At 63.3% G+C, this 15,932-nt stretch carries 16 protein-coding genes; 4 read left to right on the top strand and 12 right to left on the bottom strand.

The annotated features are described in order from the left end of the window. Positions 1 to 47: 47 nt before the first annotated feature. The 5 genes from V3H18_RS06260 to argJ are packed head-to-tail and all read right to left on the bottom strand — an operon-like array spanning position 48 to position 3,768. Positions 48 to 857, bottom strand: a complete 810-nt coding sequence (locus V3H18_RS06260; RefSeq protein WP_332081115.1) for an alpha/beta hydrolase — start codon at positions 855 to 857, stop codon at positions 48 to 50. Between the two features lie 24 nt (positions 858 to 881). After that, positions 882 to 1,283 carry a (deoxy)nucleoside triphosphate pyrophosphohydrolase gene (locus V3H18_RS06255; RefSeq protein WP_332081114.1) on the bottom strand — a complete coding sequence of 134 codons (402 nt, stop codon included), beginning with the start codon at positions 1,281 to 1,283 and terminating at the stop codon, positions 882 to 884. Between the two features lie 9 nt (positions 1,284 to 1,292). After that, positions 1,293 to 1,817, bottom strand: coding sequence for a carboxypeptidase-like regulatory domain-containing protein (locus tag V3H18_RS06250; RefSeq protein WP_332081113.1), 525 nt, complete (start codon positions 1,815 to 1,817; stop codon positions 1,293 to 1,295). Between the two features lie 2 nt (positions 1,818 to 1,819). Continuing rightward, positions 1,820 to 2,512 (bottom strand): HAD family hydrolase, encoded by a 693-nt coding sequence (locus V3H18_RS06245; RefSeq protein ID WP_332081112.1) that lies wholly within the window; start codon positions 2,510 to 2,512, stop codon positions 1,820 to 1,822. Positions 2,513 to 2,520: 8 nt separating this feature from the next. Beyond that, on the bottom strand, positions 2,521 to 3,768 hold the full coding sequence (gene argJ / locus V3H18_RS06240; RefSeq protein ID WP_332081111.1) for a bifunctional glutamate N-acetyltransferase/amino-acid acetyltransferase ArgJ: 1,248 nt from the start codon (positions 3,766 to 3,768) through the stop codon (positions 2,521 to 2,523). A gap of 191 nt (positions 3,769 to 3,959) precedes the next feature. Here argJ and V3H18_RS06235 point away from each other — a divergent pair, with 191 nt between their 5' ends. Further along, entirely contained in the window at positions 3,960 to 5,684 is a 1,725-nt protein-coding gene (locus V3H18_RS06235) for a patatin-like phospholipase family protein (RefSeq protein ID WP_332081110.1), read from the top strand. A gap of 119 nt (positions 5,685 to 5,803) precedes the next feature. On the opposite strand, the gene V3H18_RS06230 is transcribed toward V3H18_RS06235, so the two are convergent. Both V3H18_RS06230 and V3H18_RS06225 read right to left on the bottom strand, forming a co-directional pair. Then, positions 5,804 to 6,673 (bottom strand): peptidylprolyl isomerase, encoded by an 870-nt coding sequence (locus V3H18_RS06230; RefSeq protein ID WP_332081109.1) that lies wholly within the window; start codon positions 6,671 to 6,673, stop codon positions 5,804 to 5,806. 114 nt (positions 6,674 to 6,787) lie between these two features. After that, positions 6,788 to 9,727 (bottom strand): bifunctional [glutamine synthetase] adenylyltransferase/[glutamine synthetase]-adenylyl-L-tyrosine phosphorylase, encoded by a 2,940-nt coding sequence (locus tag V3H18_RS06225; protein WP_332081108.1) that lies wholly within the window; start codon positions 9,725 to 9,727, stop codon positions 6,788 to 6,790. A 91-nt stretch (positions 9,728 to 9,818) separates the two neighbouring features. On the opposite strand from V3H18_RS06225, the gene V3H18_RS06220 reads away from it, so the two are divergent. Beyond that, positions 9,819 to 10,667 (top strand): ATP-binding protein, encoded by an 849-nt coding sequence (locus V3H18_RS06220; protein WP_332081107.1) that lies wholly within the window; start codon positions 9,819 to 9,821, stop codon positions 10,665 to 10,667. A 291-nt stretch (positions 10,668 to 10,958) separates the two neighbouring features. Here the strand turns inward: V3H18_RS06220 and V3H18_RS06215 are convergent, their stop codons facing one another. Then, entirely contained in the window at positions 10,959 to 11,348 is a 390-nt protein-coding gene (locus V3H18_RS06215; RefSeq protein ID WP_332081106.1) for a hypothetical protein, read from the bottom strand. A gap of 34 nt (positions 11,349 to 11,382) precedes the next feature. Further along, positions 11,383 to 12,084, bottom strand: a complete 702-nt coding sequence (gene nth, locus V3H18_RS06210; RefSeq protein WP_332081105.1) for an endonuclease III — start codon at positions 12,082 to 12,084, stop codon at positions 11,383 to 11,385. A gap of 52 nt (positions 12,085 to 12,136) precedes the next feature. Here nth and V3H18_RS06205 point away from each other — a divergent pair, with 52 nt between their 5' ends. Beyond that, positions 12,137 to 12,628 carry a DUF2244 domain-containing protein gene (locus V3H18_RS06205; protein ID WP_332081104.1) on the top strand — a complete coding sequence of 164 codons (492 nt, stop codon included), beginning with the start codon at positions 12,137 to 12,139 and terminating at the stop codon, positions 12,626 to 12,628. A 42-nt stretch (positions 12,629 to 12,670) separates the two neighbouring features. On the opposite strand, the gene V3H18_RS06200 is transcribed toward V3H18_RS06205, so the two are convergent. The 3 genes from V3H18_RS06200 to V3H18_RS06190 form a co-directional block, all read right to left on the bottom strand. Next, complete coding sequence (locus tag V3H18_RS06200) at positions 12,671 to 13,324, bottom strand: DedA family protein (RefSeq protein WP_332081103.1); 654 nt, start codon at positions 13,322 to 13,324, stop codon at positions 12,671 to 12,673. Positions 13,325 to 13,432: 108 nt separating this feature from the next. Further along, entirely contained in the window at positions 13,433 to 13,792 is a 360-nt protein-coding gene (locus tag V3H18_RS06195; protein ID WP_332081101.1) for a hypothetical protein, read from the bottom strand. Between the two features lie 414 nt (positions 13,793 to 14,206). Beyond that, entirely contained in the window at positions 14,207 to 14,647 is a 441-nt protein-coding gene (locus V3H18_RS06190) for a VOC family protein (RefSeq protein ID WP_332081100.1), read from the bottom strand. An 89-nt stretch (positions 14,648 to 14,736) separates the two neighbouring features. Here V3H18_RS06190 and V3H18_RS06185 point away from each other — a divergent pair. Continuing rightward, positions 14,737 to 15,932: cation diffusion facilitator family transporter (locus V3H18_RS06185; protein ID WP_332081099.1), on the top strand; the 1,196-nt coding region annotated here is incomplete at its 3' end.

Below are 15,932 nucleotides of genomic sequence, written 5' to 3'. Positions count from 1 at the left end.
GCGTAAAACGGGTTCGGCGTCACGCGGCTGAAACCGGCGGCGGTGTCTCAGTTTGAATTTATGGCCTTTGGTTCGGGCGGCAGGCACCATCTAAGCGCATCCGACAATGTTTTGTTCCAACATTTGTAGTCATGATCTCCTTCAAATTCTTGGTACATTACCGAATGACCTAAATTGGCTAATACGTCCCTAAAGCGCCGGACGCCTTCAATCTGGGACACGACCTGAAGGACATATCCATGGTCGACGTTCTCGTAAATCTCACGGCTCCCAACGTCCAGGTAAAATTCAACCGGAATTCGCGAATTCAATCGCCTGAATTCTTCGACCAGCCAGCAGTCATTCCACCAGAATGAACCCGATTGGCTGATGACTCGCTGAAACGCTGCGGGAAAGTCTTTGGCGACAGAGGCCGCAGCCAAACCTGTGTAGCTGAGGCCAGCGAGCGTTCTTCGTCGGACTTGATTGAAGTCGATATGCGTATTTTCGAGGTAAGGGAGCAACTCTTCGGCGATGAATCGAGAGAAAGGCGGATAGCAGGGGCATTCGAGGCGACGAGCTTCCGGACTACCCGCCGATACGAAAACGAACCATGCGTCGGCGATCTCGCCTTGAAGGTCCTCGATCACCGTCGACACATCGACATGGTCCCGATAAAGTTCTCCATCGAGAAACACCACGAGATTGCTTGCATTTGCGATATTCCGGGGCTCGCGAATCCAGATGGGGCGCTCATTCTCAAGATGGGAGCTTCTGAGCCTGATGACGACTTCCATGGATTTGCCTGCCGCAGCTAATTTTTCGCTAAACTGGTCCAAAAGCTGCCCCACCGCAAACCACCCGTAGCGGAAATTCAAACTGAGACATTGCCAAACCGGCGTTCAGCCGAGCAGATCGATGAGCGGGCCGATCAGCGGCGCGTCGGCGGGCGGCATGGGATAGTTGCGCAAGTCGCGGGCGCGCGCCCATTTCACCGCCTGTCCCTCCGCGGGCCGCACGATTCCTTCCCATTTACGGCAGACGTAAAGCGGCATCAGCAAATGGAAGTCGTCATAGGCGTGGCTGGCGAAGGTCAAGGGCGCGAGACAGGGCGCGCAGACCTTGACGCCAAGCTCCTCCTCGAGTTCGCGCACGAGCGCCTCCTCCGGGCGCTCGCCTTCATGGAGCTTGCCGCCAGGAAACTCCCACAGGCCCGCAAGCTGCTTGCCTTCGGGGCGCTGCGCGATCAGCACGCGATTGTCGGCGTCGATCAGCGCCGCGGCGACGACCAGCAGGAGACTCATGGGGCGAGCTCAGTCACCGGAAAGAATGACGCTCAAGGGGCCGCTCTCATTGCCGGTGAGGGTCACTTCCTCATATATGGCGCCGCCTTCGGGGACGGAGGCATCCTTCGGCGTCCAGACGAGCTGCGTTGTGAGATAGTAGCGGCCGGGCGCGACATTCTGGAAAGTGAATCGCCCATCGGCTTCCGTTTTCGTCGTGCGGGTCAGCGCGGCATATTGCGCGTCGGCTTCGACCTTCGGGATCGACGCCGCCGGCACGAATTTGACCGAGCCGTAGAAATGCTTGATGCGCGCCTGGGCGTAGGTCGTCGCCGGGATAAGACGCACGGTTTCTCCCGCGGCGTAGCGCACATTGGATCGGCCGGATCTGTCGCGCAGGAAAGCCTGTCCGGCGATGACGCCCTTGCCGGGCGCCCTTATGTAATTCGCCTGCGCCGGCTCGAAACCCACGCTGGGAGCGGGCCCGCGCGCGGCGTTGCAGGCGGAGAGCGCCGCGAGCGGCGCGACGATCATGAGCAGGGCAAGGCGACGCATGGTCAACGCTCCACAAGCGACGGCGTCGCGTTTTCGCCGGCGCGCAGACAGTCTAGCACGTCAAACATGGTCTTGACGACCGCGACGCAAACCGACTGTTCCGCCACTGTCGCCGGAACCATATCCGGGACCATGATCGTCATCGCGCCGGAGGCCGCGGCGGAGCGGACGCCCGCGGGCGAGTCTTCAAGCGCGAGACAATAGTGAGATGCGACGCCCAGCGCCTCGGAGGCTTTGCGAAAGGTCTCGGGCGCGGGCTTGGGCTCCGCCACCATATCCGCGCTGACGCGCGCGGCGAAAAAATCCAGGATGCCGGCGTGTTCGAGATGCCGTTTCGCGAGCGCGCCGCCCGTCGAGGTGGCGACGGCCATCGGCGTTTCGAGCGAGGCGAGATGTTCGAGCAATTCGCGAACGCCGGGCTTTAACGGAATTCCGCCGCGCGTCAGTTGCGCAAAGCCCTGGTCGAACAGCGGGTCGAAGCGGCTGCGTTCGAAGCCCGCGCCAAATCTCGCGCCAAGCATCCTATAGCAATCCGGCCAGGGCCGCCCGAGCATTTGAAAGAAGAAAGCTTCGGGCGCCTCGAGCCCCACGGCGAGACAGGCCTCGCGGATCGCGCGCAGATAGAACCGTTCGGAGTCGAGCAGCGTGCCGTCCATGTCGAAGATCGCCGCGCGCACGGCATTGGGAAGCATCATGCGCCGCGTCAGCTCCGATAGTCGCCGTTGATCGCGACATATTCCTTGGTGAGGTCGCAGGTCCAAACCGTCGCGACGCCCTTGCCGAGCGCGAGATCGACATTGATGACGATCTCGTCGCGCTTCATGATTTGCGAGACCTGGGTCTCGTCGTAAGAAGGATCGCGCAGGCCCTTATGGGCGACGCGGACGCCGCCGAACCAGATCGAGAGACGATCGCGATCCGCCTTTTCGCCCGCCTTGCCGACGGCCATGACGATGCGGCCCCAATTGGCGTCCTCGCCGGCGATGGCGGTCTTGACGAGCGGGGAATTGGCGATGGAGAGGGCGACGCGCTTCGCCGCCTTGGCGCTTTCGGCGCCGGTCACCGTCACCTCCACGAATTTGCGCGCGCCTTCGCCGTCCTTGACGACCTGATGCGCGAGATCGAGCAGCAGCGAGTCGAGGGCCTTTCTGAAATCCGCGAGCCGCCTGTCGCTCGCATTGTCGATCTTCGGCGCGCCGCGTTTCTTCGCCGCGCCTGTCGCAAAGAGCAGCAGCGTATCCGAAGTGGACGTGTCGCTGTCGACGGTGATGGCGTTGAAGCTCCCCCGCACGGATTTCGACAGCAGCTTCTGCAAGGCCTCGGCGCCGATGGCGGCGTCGGTGAAGGCGAAGGCGAGCATCGTCGCCATATTCGGCGCGATCATGCCGGCGCCCTTGGCGAAGCCGCTGATCGTGACGTCGACGCCGTCGATCGTCGCCTTGCGGGTCGCGAGCTTGGGGAAAGTGTCGGTCGTCATAATGGCGCGCGCCGCGTCGAGCCAGGCGTCGGCGCGGGCTTCCTGCGCAAGCGTCTCCAGCACGCCGTCGAATTTGCTGGCGTCGAGCGGCTCGCCGATGACGCCGGTCGAGGCGAGAAAGATCCGGTTCTCGGGCGCGCCGGTTGCGGCGGCGGCGAGTTTGGCGGAAAACTTCACGGCCTCGACGCCGGTCTTGCCGGTGAAGGCGTTGGCGTTGCCCGAATTGACGACGAGTGCGCGCGCCTTGCCGCCCTTAAGCCGGGCGCGGCACCAGTCGACAGGCGCCGAGGGGCATTTCGATCTGGTAAAGACGCCGGCGACGCTTGTTCCCTCGTCGAGCAGGGCGAGCATCACATCAGTGCGCCCGGGGTAGCGCACGCCCGCGGCGCCGGCGGCGAAGCGCACGCCCTCTAACGGCGGGATGTCCGGCGTGGTTGTGGGCGCAAGCGGCGAGAGCGGGGCGTCGTGTGCCATTGAGCTGACCTTTAGAATGGAGGAGCGGCGCGGTTTGACGGGGCGGGCCACCCGCGTCAAGGCGGCTCATAAGGGAAAGGGATTTTCAGCGCAAACTTACGCCGCGCGCGGGTTTTCGTATGTTTGTCATATCCCAGGACTGTATTGGAAAAAACGCGCCCATTGACGAATTGATTTGAGGACTGAGAATTATGAGGCCGACTTACGAAATTGGGCTTGTCCTATCCGGCGCGATCTCGGCGGGCGCCTATACGGCCGGCGTGATGGACTTCCTGATCGAGGCGCTCGACGCTTATGAGGAAGCGAAGGGCCAAGCCGGTTGGGACGGACCCACCCATAATGTCCGCATTCCCATCATGGCCGGGGCGTCGGCAGGCGGCATGACGGCCGCCATCGCCGCGCTGCACACATTTCGTCGACTCGAACATGTCTGGCCGGGCAAGCCCATTCCGCCCGATACGCGCAATCGCCTCTATTCGAGCTGGGTGCGAGACATAGACATCATGCGCTTGCTCGAAACGACGGACCTCGACGGCGTCAAAGCGTCCGCTGGCGTGAAATCGGCGCTTTGCTGCGACGTGATCGATGAAATTGTCGCGAACGCCTTCAATCTGTCGGGAGAATTGCGGCAGCCGAACTGGGTGGGACGCGGCGACGAGCGGTCCCTAAGAGTCATGTTTACGCTGACCAATCTGCGCGGCGTGCCCTATTCCTTCCAGCTCTTCGGCACGAACGATCCCCGTCGCTACGGCATGCTTAACCATGGCGACTATCTCGACTTCAATATTGGCGTCGAGCCTCGTTCCATCGACGGCGCGCTGTCTCTCGATATTCAAAACACCGTCGGCGACGGATGGGATCTGTTTCGAACCGGCGCCAAGGCCACGGGAGCTTTTCCGATGGGCCTTGCGCCGCGCTATATCGAGCGTCCGCCGACCGACTATTGGCACAGCGACCGCGTCGGATTCGAGACCGACGGCGGCTTCACGACCGTCGATCCGGACGATTGGGTGGGGACTGTCAAACCTTACGCTTTCGTCTCCGTCGACGGCGGCACGATCGACAATGAGCCGTTGGAGCTCGCAAGACGCTATCTCGCTGGCGCCGGCGGAAAAAACGAGCGCGCGGGCGACAAGGCGAGCAAATCCGTCATCCTCATCTCGCCCTTTCCGAATTATCAGAAGACGACGCTCGAGAGCCGCGGCGAGAAGCTGGTCGACGTCGTGCCGCGCCTGCTTTCGACGCTTGTCGACCAGGCGCGCTTCAAGCCGGCCGAATTGGAGCTCGTCCAGAACGAGGATGTGTATTCCCGCTATATGATCGCGCCCGAAAGGGAGCCAAACGCGCATCCCGATTCCAAGCTCTATCCCATTGCTTGCGGGGTGCTCGGGGGCTTCGGCGGTTTCCTGCACCAATCCTTCCGCCGGCATGATTATCTGCTCGGACGGCGCAACGCGCAGGCTTTCTTTCGCGCGAATTTCGCCTTGCCCGTCAGCAATCCTCTCTTCAATGAATTCCCTCAGGAGCGGCGGGACAAATGGCTTGTGCGCGACATTAAGACCGGAGCGCTAAAGACATATGCGACGAAGAATGGCGAGGAATATGGTTTGCCCATTATTCCTCTCATTGAGCCTCTGAGCGAAGAAATCAAAATCGAGGCGGCGGACCTGCCAAAGCCGCAGGTTTTCCATCAGCCGGACGTTCGCAGCGCCTTGCAGGCGGCGATCCAGCGGCGGGCGGAAACGGTCGTCGGCGCGCTCGTGGACAACGACCTGAAAGACGCCACGTCGGGATTTTTAGGCTATTTCAAACGGCTCGGCGCGAAGCGTTTTGGAACGGATTTCGCGGTCGGCAAAGCCAACGCAAGCATTTTTGCGGCGATCGACGATGTGACCAACGCATTCTATGAGAACTGATTCCAATTTTAGGAGCGCGCGCCGGTTCGGCGCAGGAAATGCGCCAATAAAAAAGCCTGTTCGCGAACCGATGATTCACGAACAGGCTGTGACGCTTGCCCGCGTGCGGGCGGCTTCGCTTACTTCTTCTTGCCTTCCGCCGGCTTTGGCGCTGGAGCCGGCTGCTGCGTCTCGGCGGGCTGGTCGGCGCGCTCGATCTTGGCGCCTTCGCGCAGCTGCATGACGAGTTCGCTCTGCGCCTTCTGCACGACATAGCGCGCGACCTGATCCTTCACCTGGTCGAGCGGCGGAAACACCTTGGGGCGCTTCTCGTCGAGCTTGATGACGTGCCAGCCGAATTGCGTCTTCACCGGATCGGAGATCTGGCCGGGCTGGAGTTTGGCCGCCGCCTCGCCGAATTCCGGCACCATGCGGTCCGTGGTGAACCAGCCGAGATCGCCGCCCTTGGCGCCGGGGTCCTTGGAGAGTTCGGTCGCGACCTTCGCGAAATCCTCGCCGCCCTTGACGCGCTTCAAGGCCGCCTTCGCCTCTTCCTCGGTCGGCACCAGAATGTGATGGGCGTGATATTCCGTCTCGGGCTTTTGATTCTTGGCCGCCTCGTCATAGGTCGCCTTGATCGAGGCCTCCGTCGCCGCCTTGCGCGCCACGTCGCCGAGCAGCGTCTCCATCAGCGCCTTGTCGCGCAGATAGGCGAGCTTCTTGACGAACTCCGGGCTCTCCGAGAGCTTGTCGGCCTGCGCCTTCTGCACGACGAGCTGCTCGTCGATGAGGAAATCGAGCACATAGCTCTCGCGCGCCTTGCCTTCGAGCTGGCGCGGAATGCCGGGCCCGAGATCGTCGAGCGCAATTTTCACGTCTTCGTCGGTGATCTCGACGCCGTTCACCTTGGCGAGCGTCTTCGCCTGTGCGCCTGTTCCGCCGATTGCGAAGCTCGCCGCAACGAGGGCGACGCAGGCGGAAAAACGCGCATAGTTGCGGGCATGAGACATGTTGTGCTCCACGAAACGGGCCGTCGCGGCCGGTAAGGGGCTAGCTCCTGCGCGACGAATCGGGCGTATCTATGCCCGAGCCGGCCTCTCTGACAACTCCCGTCAGGCCGAAATCTAGCGGCCCGCGACTTCTCCCACTGTTTTCAAGAAAATCTCGCGCGTCTTCTTCTGCGTGTCTTTCAGCAAGGCTTCCAGATTCGAGAGATCGGGGGCGTCGCCCACTCGCAGCAGCAGCTCCGCGAGGCCGCGCGGCGCGTCGGCCGGCCGGAAGGCGTCGTCGATCGCAAGCCGCAGCAATTGGGTGAGGCCCTGATAAAGACCCCAGGCGTTCGTCAGGGCCTCGGCCGCGCCCTGGTCGAGAAAGCCGGCCTCCTTCAGGCGATGCAGCCCTATGGGCGTCGTCGTTGAGAAGATTTCCACATTGCGCGCGCCATGCAGCAGCATCAGATATTGCGCCAGAAATTCAATGTCGATCAGGCCGCCCGCGACCTGTTTCATCTCCCAGGGGTTGGTCGAGCCCTTCTCCTTTTCGAGCCGCTGGCGCATGGACAGGACGTCGCCTTTGAGCTTTTGCGGATCGCGCGGGCGCGTGAGCGCCGTGCGGATCGCCCCCTCCACCTTTTTCACAAAATCCGGCGGCCCCGCGACGACGCGGGCGCGGGTCAGGGCCATATGCTCCCATGTCCAGGCTTCACGCGCCTGATAGTCGGAAAAGCTTTTCAGGCTCACCGCGATCGGGCCCATATTGCCGGAGGGCCGCAAACGGAAATCCGTCTCATAGAGCAGGCCTTCGGCGGTCGGCGCCGAAAGCGCGGCGATGAGGCGCTGGGTCAGGCGCGCGTAATATTGCGGCGTCGAGATTGGGCGTTCGCCGCCTTGCGACTCGGCCAGCGGGTCGGCCTCATAAAGCAGCATCAGATCGAGGTCGGAGGCCGCCGTCATCTCGCGGCCGCCCAACTTGCCCATGGCGACGACGGCCGCCGCGCCGCCTTCGATAAGGCCGTGCGCCTTGGCGAATTCGTCGCAGACGCGCGTAAAGAGGCCGGCGATGATCGTGTCCGCAAGCCGCGAATAGGCGAGGCCGGCCTCCGCTACCGACACGGAGCCCGTCAGCACGCGCACCCCGACGAGAAATTTCTGCTCCTGTCCGAAAATGCGGGCGCGATCGAGCGCGTCTTCATAGGAGCGGGCTTCTAAAAATTGCGCCGCGAGGCGTTGCGCAAGCTCCGTCTGCGACGGAACGGTCTCGAAAAAGGCCGGCTCCATCAGCGCGTCGAGCACGCGCGGGCGCTGCGAGATCGTCTGCGCGAGTTTCGGCGCGGCCCCCATGATCGTCGCGAGAAGATCGAGGAGGCGCGGCTGCGAGACGAGAAGCGAGAAGGGCTGCACGCCGGCGGGCAGTTTCGCGATGAGCTTATCGAAAGCGAGAAAGGCGGCGTCGGCGTTCTCCGTCGCGGCGAGCGCTTCGAGCAGAGCGGGCGTGAGTTCGGTGAGGCGCTCGCGCGCGATCGTCGAGCGCGTCGCGGCGTAGCGCCCGAAATGCCAGCCGCGAATGGTCGCCGTGACGGTCTTGGGATTTTTGAAGCCCATATTGGCGAGCGTCTCGATCGTGCCCGGATCGTCGTCGTCGCCGGTGAAAACGAGATTGCCCGCGGAAGAGGTAAGCTGCGGCGCGCTCTCGAAGAGCTTCGCGTAGTGGCTCTGCACGACTTCGAGCCGCCTCCTCAGCGCCTCGGCGAAATCGGCGTAGCCCGCAAAGCCCATCATGGTGCCGATCATGGCGACGCCATCCTCGGTTTCTGGCAGGGTATGTTTCTGCTCGTCGGCGACCATCTGGATGCGATGCTCGACATCGCGCAGGAAGAGATAGGCTTCGCGCAGATCGTCGCGCGCTTCTTTCGCGACCCAGCCGCTTTCGACGAGCTGATCGAGCATATCGAGCGTCGCGCGGCCGCGCAGGCGCGGATCGCGTCCGCCGGTGATGAGCTGCTGCGTCTGCACGAAGAATTCGATCTCGCGGATGCCGCCGCGCCCGAGTTTTATATTGTGGCCGAGGACGGCGATCCTGCCATGGCCCTTATGGGCGTGAATCTGCCGCTTGATCGAATGCACGTCGGCGATGGCGGCGAAATCGAAATATTTGCGCCAGATGAAGGGCGAAAGCTCCTTCAGGAAGGCTTCGCCCGCGAAGAGATCGCCGGCGACCGGCCGCGCCTTGATGAAGGCCGCGCGCTCCCAGTTCTGGCCCATGCTTTCGTAATAGGAGAACGCCGCTTCGAGCGGGATCGCGATCGGCGTCGCGCCGGGATCGGGCCGTAGGCGCAGATCGGCGCGAAACACATAGCCGTCGCTCGTGCGCTCGCTCATGATCTTGACGATGCGCTTCGTCATTTTGACGAAGAAGTCGACATCCTCCGAAGGATCGGCGAGGCGCGCGCGGGCGCGATCGAAGAAGACGATGAGATCGATGTCGGAGGAATAATTCAGCTCATAGGCGCCGCCCTTGCCCATGCCGAGAAATATCCAGCCCGAGCCGCGTTCGGGGTCGCGCTGATCGGCGAGTTCGATCTTGCCGTCCAGCGCCGCCGCGCGCAGGGTGAAGCGGATCGCGGCGGAGAGCGTCGCGTCGGCGATGCGGGTCAGCGCCGCGGCGGCCTCCATCGTGGCCCAAACCTTAGTAAGATCGGCGAGCGCGATGACGAGCGCCGCTTCCTGCTTGATGCGGCGGAGCCCGCGCATCAGCTCCGCTTCGTCTTGCGCCTCCATCTCGCGCGCCGATTCGATGAGGCGTTCGACGATATTCGCGGGATCGGAAGCGAGCGCATGGGCGAGCCGCGCCGGATCGCGCGCGGAAAGATCGGTGAGATAGGAGGAGGAGCCGAGTGTTCCAAGCAGAAGGTCGCGCGCTTCCGGGCGCTCGGCAAGCAATGCGGCGAGCGCGCCTTCGGCGTCCTTCTCTATGACGCGCGCCAGCGCCTTCTCGGCCCGCTCGGGGTCGGCGGGCGCGATGACGACTTTCGCGCGATCGAGGAGCGAATCTTCTGTCGGCGTCAAAATCTTTTCCTGGCGGAGGCGTCGATAGGGGTTTGGCTCTTCGATATAATCCGACGCGACACGCAAATCAGCCGGCCGTCAAGGACCATTCATGTCGAAGAAGGAAATCGCCGAATATCTCTCCCGCATCGCCGGGGCCCTAGAGCGGCTCGCGCCGGCGCCGCCAAAAGCGCCGGACTTTTCCGCAGCCGAGGCGTTCGTCTGGCGCGCTTCCGGCGAAGCCTTTCACGCCGTCGCCCGCGTCAATCGCGTTGATCTTTCGCTGCTCGAAGGGATCGATCGCCAGCGCGACATGCTCTTCGCCAATACGCGCCGTTTTGCGCAGGGCTTGCCGGCGAATAACGCGCTGCTCTGGGGCGCGCGCGGCATGGGCAAATCTTCGCTGGTGAAGTCGATCCATGGCGCGCTCGCGGGCGAGGGGCTGAAGCTCGTCGAAATCCATCGTGAGGATATAGAGGCGCTGCCCGCGCTGCTCGGACGGTTGTCCGAGGCGCCGTTCCGCTTCATCGTCTTTTGCGACGATCTTTCCTTCGACGGCGGCGAGACGAGCTATAAGGCGTTAAAATCGGCGCTCGAGGGCGGCGTCGAAGGCCGACCGGCGAATGTGCTCTTCTACGCGACCTCCAACCGGCGCCATCTGCTGCCGCGCGACATGATGGAGAATGAGCGCGCAAGCGCGATCCATCCCGGCGAGGCGGTGGAGGAGAAAGTCTCGCTCTCCGACCGTTTCGGCCTGTGGATCGGCTTTCACCATTGCAGCCAGGACGATTATCTCGCCATCGTCTTCGGCTATGCGCGGCATTTCGGGCTCGACGCGCCCGAAGACGCCATTCGCGCCGAGGCGCTCGAATGGTCGATCACGCGCGGCGCGCGCTCGGGCCGCGTCGCCTGGCAATATATTCAGGATCTGGCGGGGCGGTTGGGGAAGGAGCTGCCTTAAAGCGAGATCGTTCTTGGCGATTTTTCCCTCGCTATCTTTCGCCCTGCTGACGGCATAGGCTGCGCTGGGCATGAGAGGGGAGGGGGCGATGAACTTCGCACGCGTTGCGGTTATCTCGGCGGCGATGGCGGTTTCGCTGGTTTCATTATCTGGAAGCGCTTTTGCTTTCTGCGGCGTGTTGCAGGCCTCGGCCAACGGCTATTCCCGAGAGGATGCGCTTTTCAAAGCTAATAACAAAGGGCTCGTAGAAGTTCGAAGGCTCGAAGCCAATTATGGAAGAAGCAGCGTTCATTACCAGCCCGCCCAGTCGACATGTCGGGAGGGCGGCGCGGTGAGCTGCTTCATTTCCCAAAAATTCTGCGTCGACAGCAGCCGGCCGCAGCGGCCGGCGCGCGGAGAGGAAGGCGGCTCCATGCATGGTTGCCCGCCCGGCACGCGGCCTGTGCCGCAAACCGATAATTGCGTTCCGATACGCAAACGATCCGGCGAGTTCGAAAGCCAGCCGTGGAAAAAGCCGGGTTGCCGGACCTGGAAACAGAATTGCGACACGGGCGACGCCAGGTCTTGCGCGAAATATGAATCGACCTGCCAGGTGAATTGACGCAAGCCCATTCCGAGGCGCCCGCTTCGCGCGTCTCGGATCGCCTTCTCGGGGATCAAAGCGATCGTGCGGCGCGCCATGCGCTCGCCATCGGGTCCGCGAAGGGCGCGGCGGCTAGATCGTCTTTGCTTTGAACCGGCAGAGATCGGCGATGACGCAGCGCGGGCATTCGGGCTTGCGCGCCTTGCACACATAGCGCCCATGCAGAATGAGCCAGTGATGCGCATGGAGGCGATATTTCTCCGGCACGACGCGCTCCAATCCCGCCTCAACCGCTTCGGGCGTCGCGCCCTTGGCGAGCGGCAGCCGATTCGAGACGCGAAAAATATGCGTATCCACTGCAATCGTGGGATGGCGAAAGGCGATGTTGAGCACGACATTCGCCGTCTTGCGGCCGACGCCTGGCAGCGCTGTCAGCTCGTCGCGCGTTTGCGGAATCTCGCCGCCATGGCGCTCGATGAGAAGCCGCGACAGCGCGACGACATTCTTCGCCTTGCCGCGAAAGAGCCCGATCGTCTTGATGAGGTCGCGCACGCGCTCTTCGCCGAGCGCGACCATTTTCTGAGGCGTGTCGGCGAGCGTGAAGAGGGCGGGCGTCGCCTTGTTCACGCCCGCGTCCGTCGCCTGCGCGGAGAGCACGACGGCGACGAGCAGGGTGAAGGGATTGACGTAATGCAATTCGCCCTTGGGCTCGGGATTGACGCGCGCGAGACGGGCGAAAATCTCCTCGATGCGTTTGGCTTCCGCGGCCGACGGGCGCCGGTTCTCGGGCGCGCGCTTCGCGCGCCGCGCATTTTGGGCGTTTGTTTCCGTCATCGGCGCGTTATAACTATTGATCCCAGGGGACGAAAGCGCTGGCCTTAAAAAGATGTCCGACCCCTTCGAGCGAAAAATCTACGAGGCGCGGCTGTCGCCGCATCGCTCCATGTCGCCGCGCGCCTTCTATCTTTTCATCATCGCTTTCTGCCTCGGCCAGCTCGCCTTCGCGCTGCCCTTTTTCGTCATGGGCGCCTGGCCCGTCGCCGGCTTCATGGGGCTCGACGCGCTCGCGCTTTATCTCGCTTTCCGCATCAGCTTCCGCGCCGCGCAGAGTTATGAAACGCTCGATCTCACGCCGCTCGAACTCGTTTTCGCGCAGATCGGCGTGACCGGCCAGCGGCGGGAGTGGCGGTTCAACCCCTCCTGGGTGCGGCTGGAGCAGACCGTGCATGAGGAGTTCGGCACGGAGCGCGTCGCGCTCGTCTCGCGCGGCGAAAGCGTCGAGATCGGCGCCTTTCTGGGGCCCGACCAGAAGGCTGCGCTCGCGCGCGATCTCAACCGCGCGCTTCTCGACGCGCGCATGGGCGCGCGGTTCGGCTAAAGCGTTTTTCCGCCGAAGTGGACTCCGGTTCGGGGTAGAAAACTAACCATCATAAGGCGCCTGTTGGCTAAGCAGCGCGTCCGCCTCCCGCATCAGCCGGCTCTCATGCCGCTTGTAATAGCGCCAGAGGAAAAACAGGCCGATCAACGCGCCGCCGGCGAGCGCGGCGGCGATCGGCCCTTCGACCTTCTCGAAGCCGGCGGTGAGATAATAGGCGCCAAAGCCGAAGACGCACGCCCAGACGATTCCGCCCGTCGCGTTGAAAAGGAAGAAGCGCCCGGGCGGCAGGCGATTGGCGCCCGCGAGCGAGGCCGCGAGAATGCGCAATAACGCCACGAAACGGCCGAAGAAGACGATCCAGCCGCCCCATCTGTAAAAAAGATATTGGCCGAGCCGCAATTTCTCCCGCGTCAGTCCGACATGATGGCCGTAACGCTCAAGGAGCTTGGTGCCGAATTGCCGGCCGAGCCAGTAGCCGACATTGTCGCCGACGATCGCGCCCGCCGCGGCGGCGAGCACGATATATTCGATGAAAAGCGCGCCCGAGAGCCGGGCGTAGATCGCGGCGCCAACGAGCATGGTTTCGCCCGGCAGGGGAACGCCCGCGCTCTCCAGCGCCACGACGACGAAAATCGCCGAATAGCCGAAAACGGCGAGAATGGAGGCGATTTGGGCTTGATCGAGAAGATGCGACATCCGCGGCCTGAAAGAGACGGGTCTCGTCGCTTATATAGTCAGGATGACGCCAATGGCGACATCGCCGGAGCGACGCCGCCATTTAAGGAGGAGCGTTCTCGACCGCCCTTAATGATAGCGCAGCGAATAATCGCAGGCCGCGCCCACCGCATAGGGCGGATAGGGAACGGAGTCTTCATTATTGACGAAGAACGGTTCGCGCTCCAAAGCGGATTCGAGGACTTCCCGCAATCCTTTGAGCAGAGGCTGGTCGTCGCCCATGATTTTGGCGCGCAGCGCCTCATGGGCGGTTTCGTCGGCGCGACGGGCGAAATCCCGCACGACGACGACGACGAATCTGCCGACGCTGACGCCTTTCCTGTGCGCGACGGCGCGAACGCGCTCGGCGAAACAGCCGCCGATGCACGCCAAGGCTGCCTGTGCGACCTTGTCATTAGAGCAGGAATGGACCAAATCCGCGATCAGCATGACAACCTCCGCTCTTCTTCCCCGTTTCCCCGTCCCGATTTCGGAACCGCCTCCTCTTATTTTTGGCCCCTTACCCTCAAGCCGACGCTTGAGATTGAAGGGGCGAAGCTGAACGGCGCCTGTATGAAATTTGGCGAAAGCGTCCCGGACGCTTTCAAGCCGTTCTGAAGCACGCGACAGACGCTTTGCGTCCGCAATCGTCGCATTTCGCTTTCCAGCGATCTTTATGCGAAGCCAATGACAGCTTCACGACGGAGATCGCCAGCAGACACAAATACTTAATTGATTGAATCGCGCCGAGACCACACAGCACGACTCGAGTAAAAACGCCTCACGCCGGGGATGGTTCCGGAAGATGGGAAGGATTCGTAGCTGCGGCGCAGCAGGCTATGCGTTGCGCTGCGAGAGCGCGCTTTACCAGGCGCCGATATTGGGCGCGGAAGACCAAGGCTCTCTTGGCGGCAGCGGCGCGCCTTTTTGCAGCAACTCGATCGAAATGGCGTCCGGCGTGCGCACGAAAGCCATATGGCCGTCGCGCGGCGGGCGATTGATCGTCACGCCGGCCGCCTGCAATTTCGCGCAAGCGTCGTAAATATTCTCAACCGCGAAGGCGAGGTGGCCGAAATTGCGCCCGCCGGCGTATTCATGCTCGTCCCAATTATAGGTCAGTTCGATGAGCGGCGCGTCAGTGGTTTGCGCCTGCCCCGCGTCCGCGGGCGCGGCGAGATAGACGAGCGTGTAGCGGCCTTTTTCGTTCTCCGTGCGCCGCACTTCCTTCAGGCCGAGAACGTCGCAAAAGAAATGCAGCGAGCGGTCGAGGTCGCCGACCCGGATCATCGTATGCAGGAACTTCATGTCCGCCTCCTGTCTTCTGTTCATCATAGCATTGGGGCGCGGGCGAGACGATTTGCGGGGCGCCCCTTCGCCTGCTAGCCAAACCGCCGATGATGACCAAGACAGAGACTTTCCCAAGAGGCGGGGCGAGCCGCAAGCTCGCCGCCGCCAGGGCGTCGATCGCCGCAAGCGCCTTGCTCGCGTCGGCGAAGCTCGCCGCCGGGCTTTGGTCGGGCTCGCTCGCCCTATTGTCGGAAGCCGGCCACGCCTTTGTCGACACAGGCGCGACCTTGTTGACCTTCTTCGCGCTGCGCGAGGCGGAAAAGCCCGCCGACGCCGAACATCACTACGGCCATGGCAAATTCGAGGCGCTGGCGGCGCTTGTCGAAACCGGGTTTCTCTTCGCCCTCGCGCTTTTCGTCGTCGCGGAGGCCTTTCGGCGGCTGTCGGAAGCTCATGTCGACATCGACGTCGGCTGGCCGGTCTACGCGGCGCTCGCCGTTTCCATCGCCGTGGATTTCCTGCGCTCCCGGCAATTGGGACGGATCGCGAAGGAGGAGGGCAGCGACGCGCTCGCCGCCGACGCGCTGCATTTCGCGAGCGATCTTCTTTCCTCGCTCCTCGTGCTGATCGGCCTTGTCGCGGCGCAGTATGGATTCAAGCAAGGCGATGCGCTCGCCTCCTTCGGCGTCGCCGCTTTCATCGCCGTCGCGGGCGTCAGGCTCGGACGGCGCACGATCGGCACGCTGCTCGACGCCGCCCCGCGAGATCTCGCGCCGGGGATCGAGCGGGCGATCGGGGAGGTTCCCGGCGTCATCGCGCTCGACGCCTTGCGGTTGCGCACGGTCGGCCCCGACGTCGTCGGCGAGGCGACCATCGGCGTGTCGCGCGGCCTCAGCATGGAGCAGGCGGCGCGGATCAAATCCGCGGTGGCCGACGCGATCGCCGCGATCGCGCCGCGCGCGCGCATCACCCTCGCCGCGACGCCGCGCGCGCTCGACGACGAAACGCTCGCCGAACGCATCATGCTGGTCGGGGCGCGGCGCCATATTCCGACGCATAAGATCATCTTCCAGGAGATCGACGGAAAGCTCTCGGTCAGTCTCGACATAGAGCTCGACGGCTCCATGCCCTTGGGCCGCGCGCATGCCATCGCCATGGATTTCGAGCGCGCCATTCAGGACGAATGCGGCGCTGATATCGACATCGCGACGCGGGTAGAGCCGCTGGAGCCGCATGTGCTCGCCGCGCGTCCGGCCGATCCCGCCGTCGCGGCGGCGCTCGGCGCGGCGCTCGCGCGTTCGGC

This window comes from Methylocystis borbori, assembly GCF_036576025.1.
GTDB lineage: Bacteria > Pseudomonadota > Alphaproteobacteria > Rhizobiales > Beijerinckiaceae > Methylocystis > Methylocystis borbori.
Note: the sequence above shows the minus strand (reverse complement) of the source record. Positions and strands in the feature narration are given on the sequence as shown.

Excerpts from the sequence above, each read along its gene's own strand:
- V3H18_RS06255 (WP_332081114.1), bottom strand. The coding sequence starts at position 1,283 with ATGAGTCTCCTGCTGGTCGTCGCCGCGGCGCTGATCGACGCCGACAAT.
- V3H18_RS06250 (WP_332081113.1), bottom strand. The coding sequence starts at position 1,817 with ATGCGTCGCCTTGCCCTGCTCATGATCGTCGCGCCGCTCGCGGCGCTC.
- V3H18_RS06245 (WP_332081112.1), bottom strand. The coding sequence starts at position 2,512 with ATGATGCTTCCCAATGCCGTGCGCGCGGCGATCTTCGACATGGACGGC.
- argJ (WP_332081111.1), bottom strand. The coding sequence starts at position 3,768 with ATGGCACACGACGCCCCGCTCTCGCCGCTTGCGCCCACAACCACGCCG.
- V3H18_RS06235 (WP_332081110.1), top strand. The coding sequence starts at position 3,960 with ATGAGGCCGACTTACGAAATTGGGCTTGTCCTATCCGGCGCGATCTCG.
- V3H18_RS06230 (WP_332081109.1), bottom strand. The coding sequence starts at position 6,673 with ATGTCTCATGCCCGCAACTATGCGCGTTTTTCCGCCTGCGTCGCCCTC.
- V3H18_RS06220 (WP_332081107.1), top strand. The coding sequence starts at position 9,819 with ATGTCGAAGAAGGAAATCGCCGAATATCTCTCCCGCATCGCCGGGGCC.
- V3H18_RS06215 (WP_332081106.1), bottom strand. The coding sequence starts at position 11,348 with ATGGCGCGCCGCACGATCGCTTTGATCCCCGAGAAGGCGATCCGAGAC.
- nth (WP_332081105.1), bottom strand. The coding sequence starts at position 12,084 with ATGACGGAAACAAACGCCCAAAATGCGCGGCGCGCGAAGCGCGCGCCC.
- V3H18_RS06205 (WP_332081104.1), top strand. The coding sequence starts at position 12,137 with ATGTCCGACCCCTTCGAGCGAAAAATCTACGAGGCGCGGCTGTCGCCG.
- V3H18_RS06200 (WP_332081103.1), bottom strand. The coding sequence starts at position 13,324 with ATGTCGCATCTTCTCGATCAAGCCCAAATCGCCTCCATTCTCGCCGTT.
- V3H18_RS06195 (WP_332081101.1), bottom strand. The coding sequence starts at position 13,792 with ATGCTGATCGCGGATTTGGTCCATTCCTGCTCTAATGACAAGGTCGCA.
- V3H18_RS06190 (WP_332081100.1), bottom strand. The coding sequence starts at position 14,647 with ATGAAGTTCCTGCATACGATGATCCGGGTCGGCGACCTCGACCGCTCG.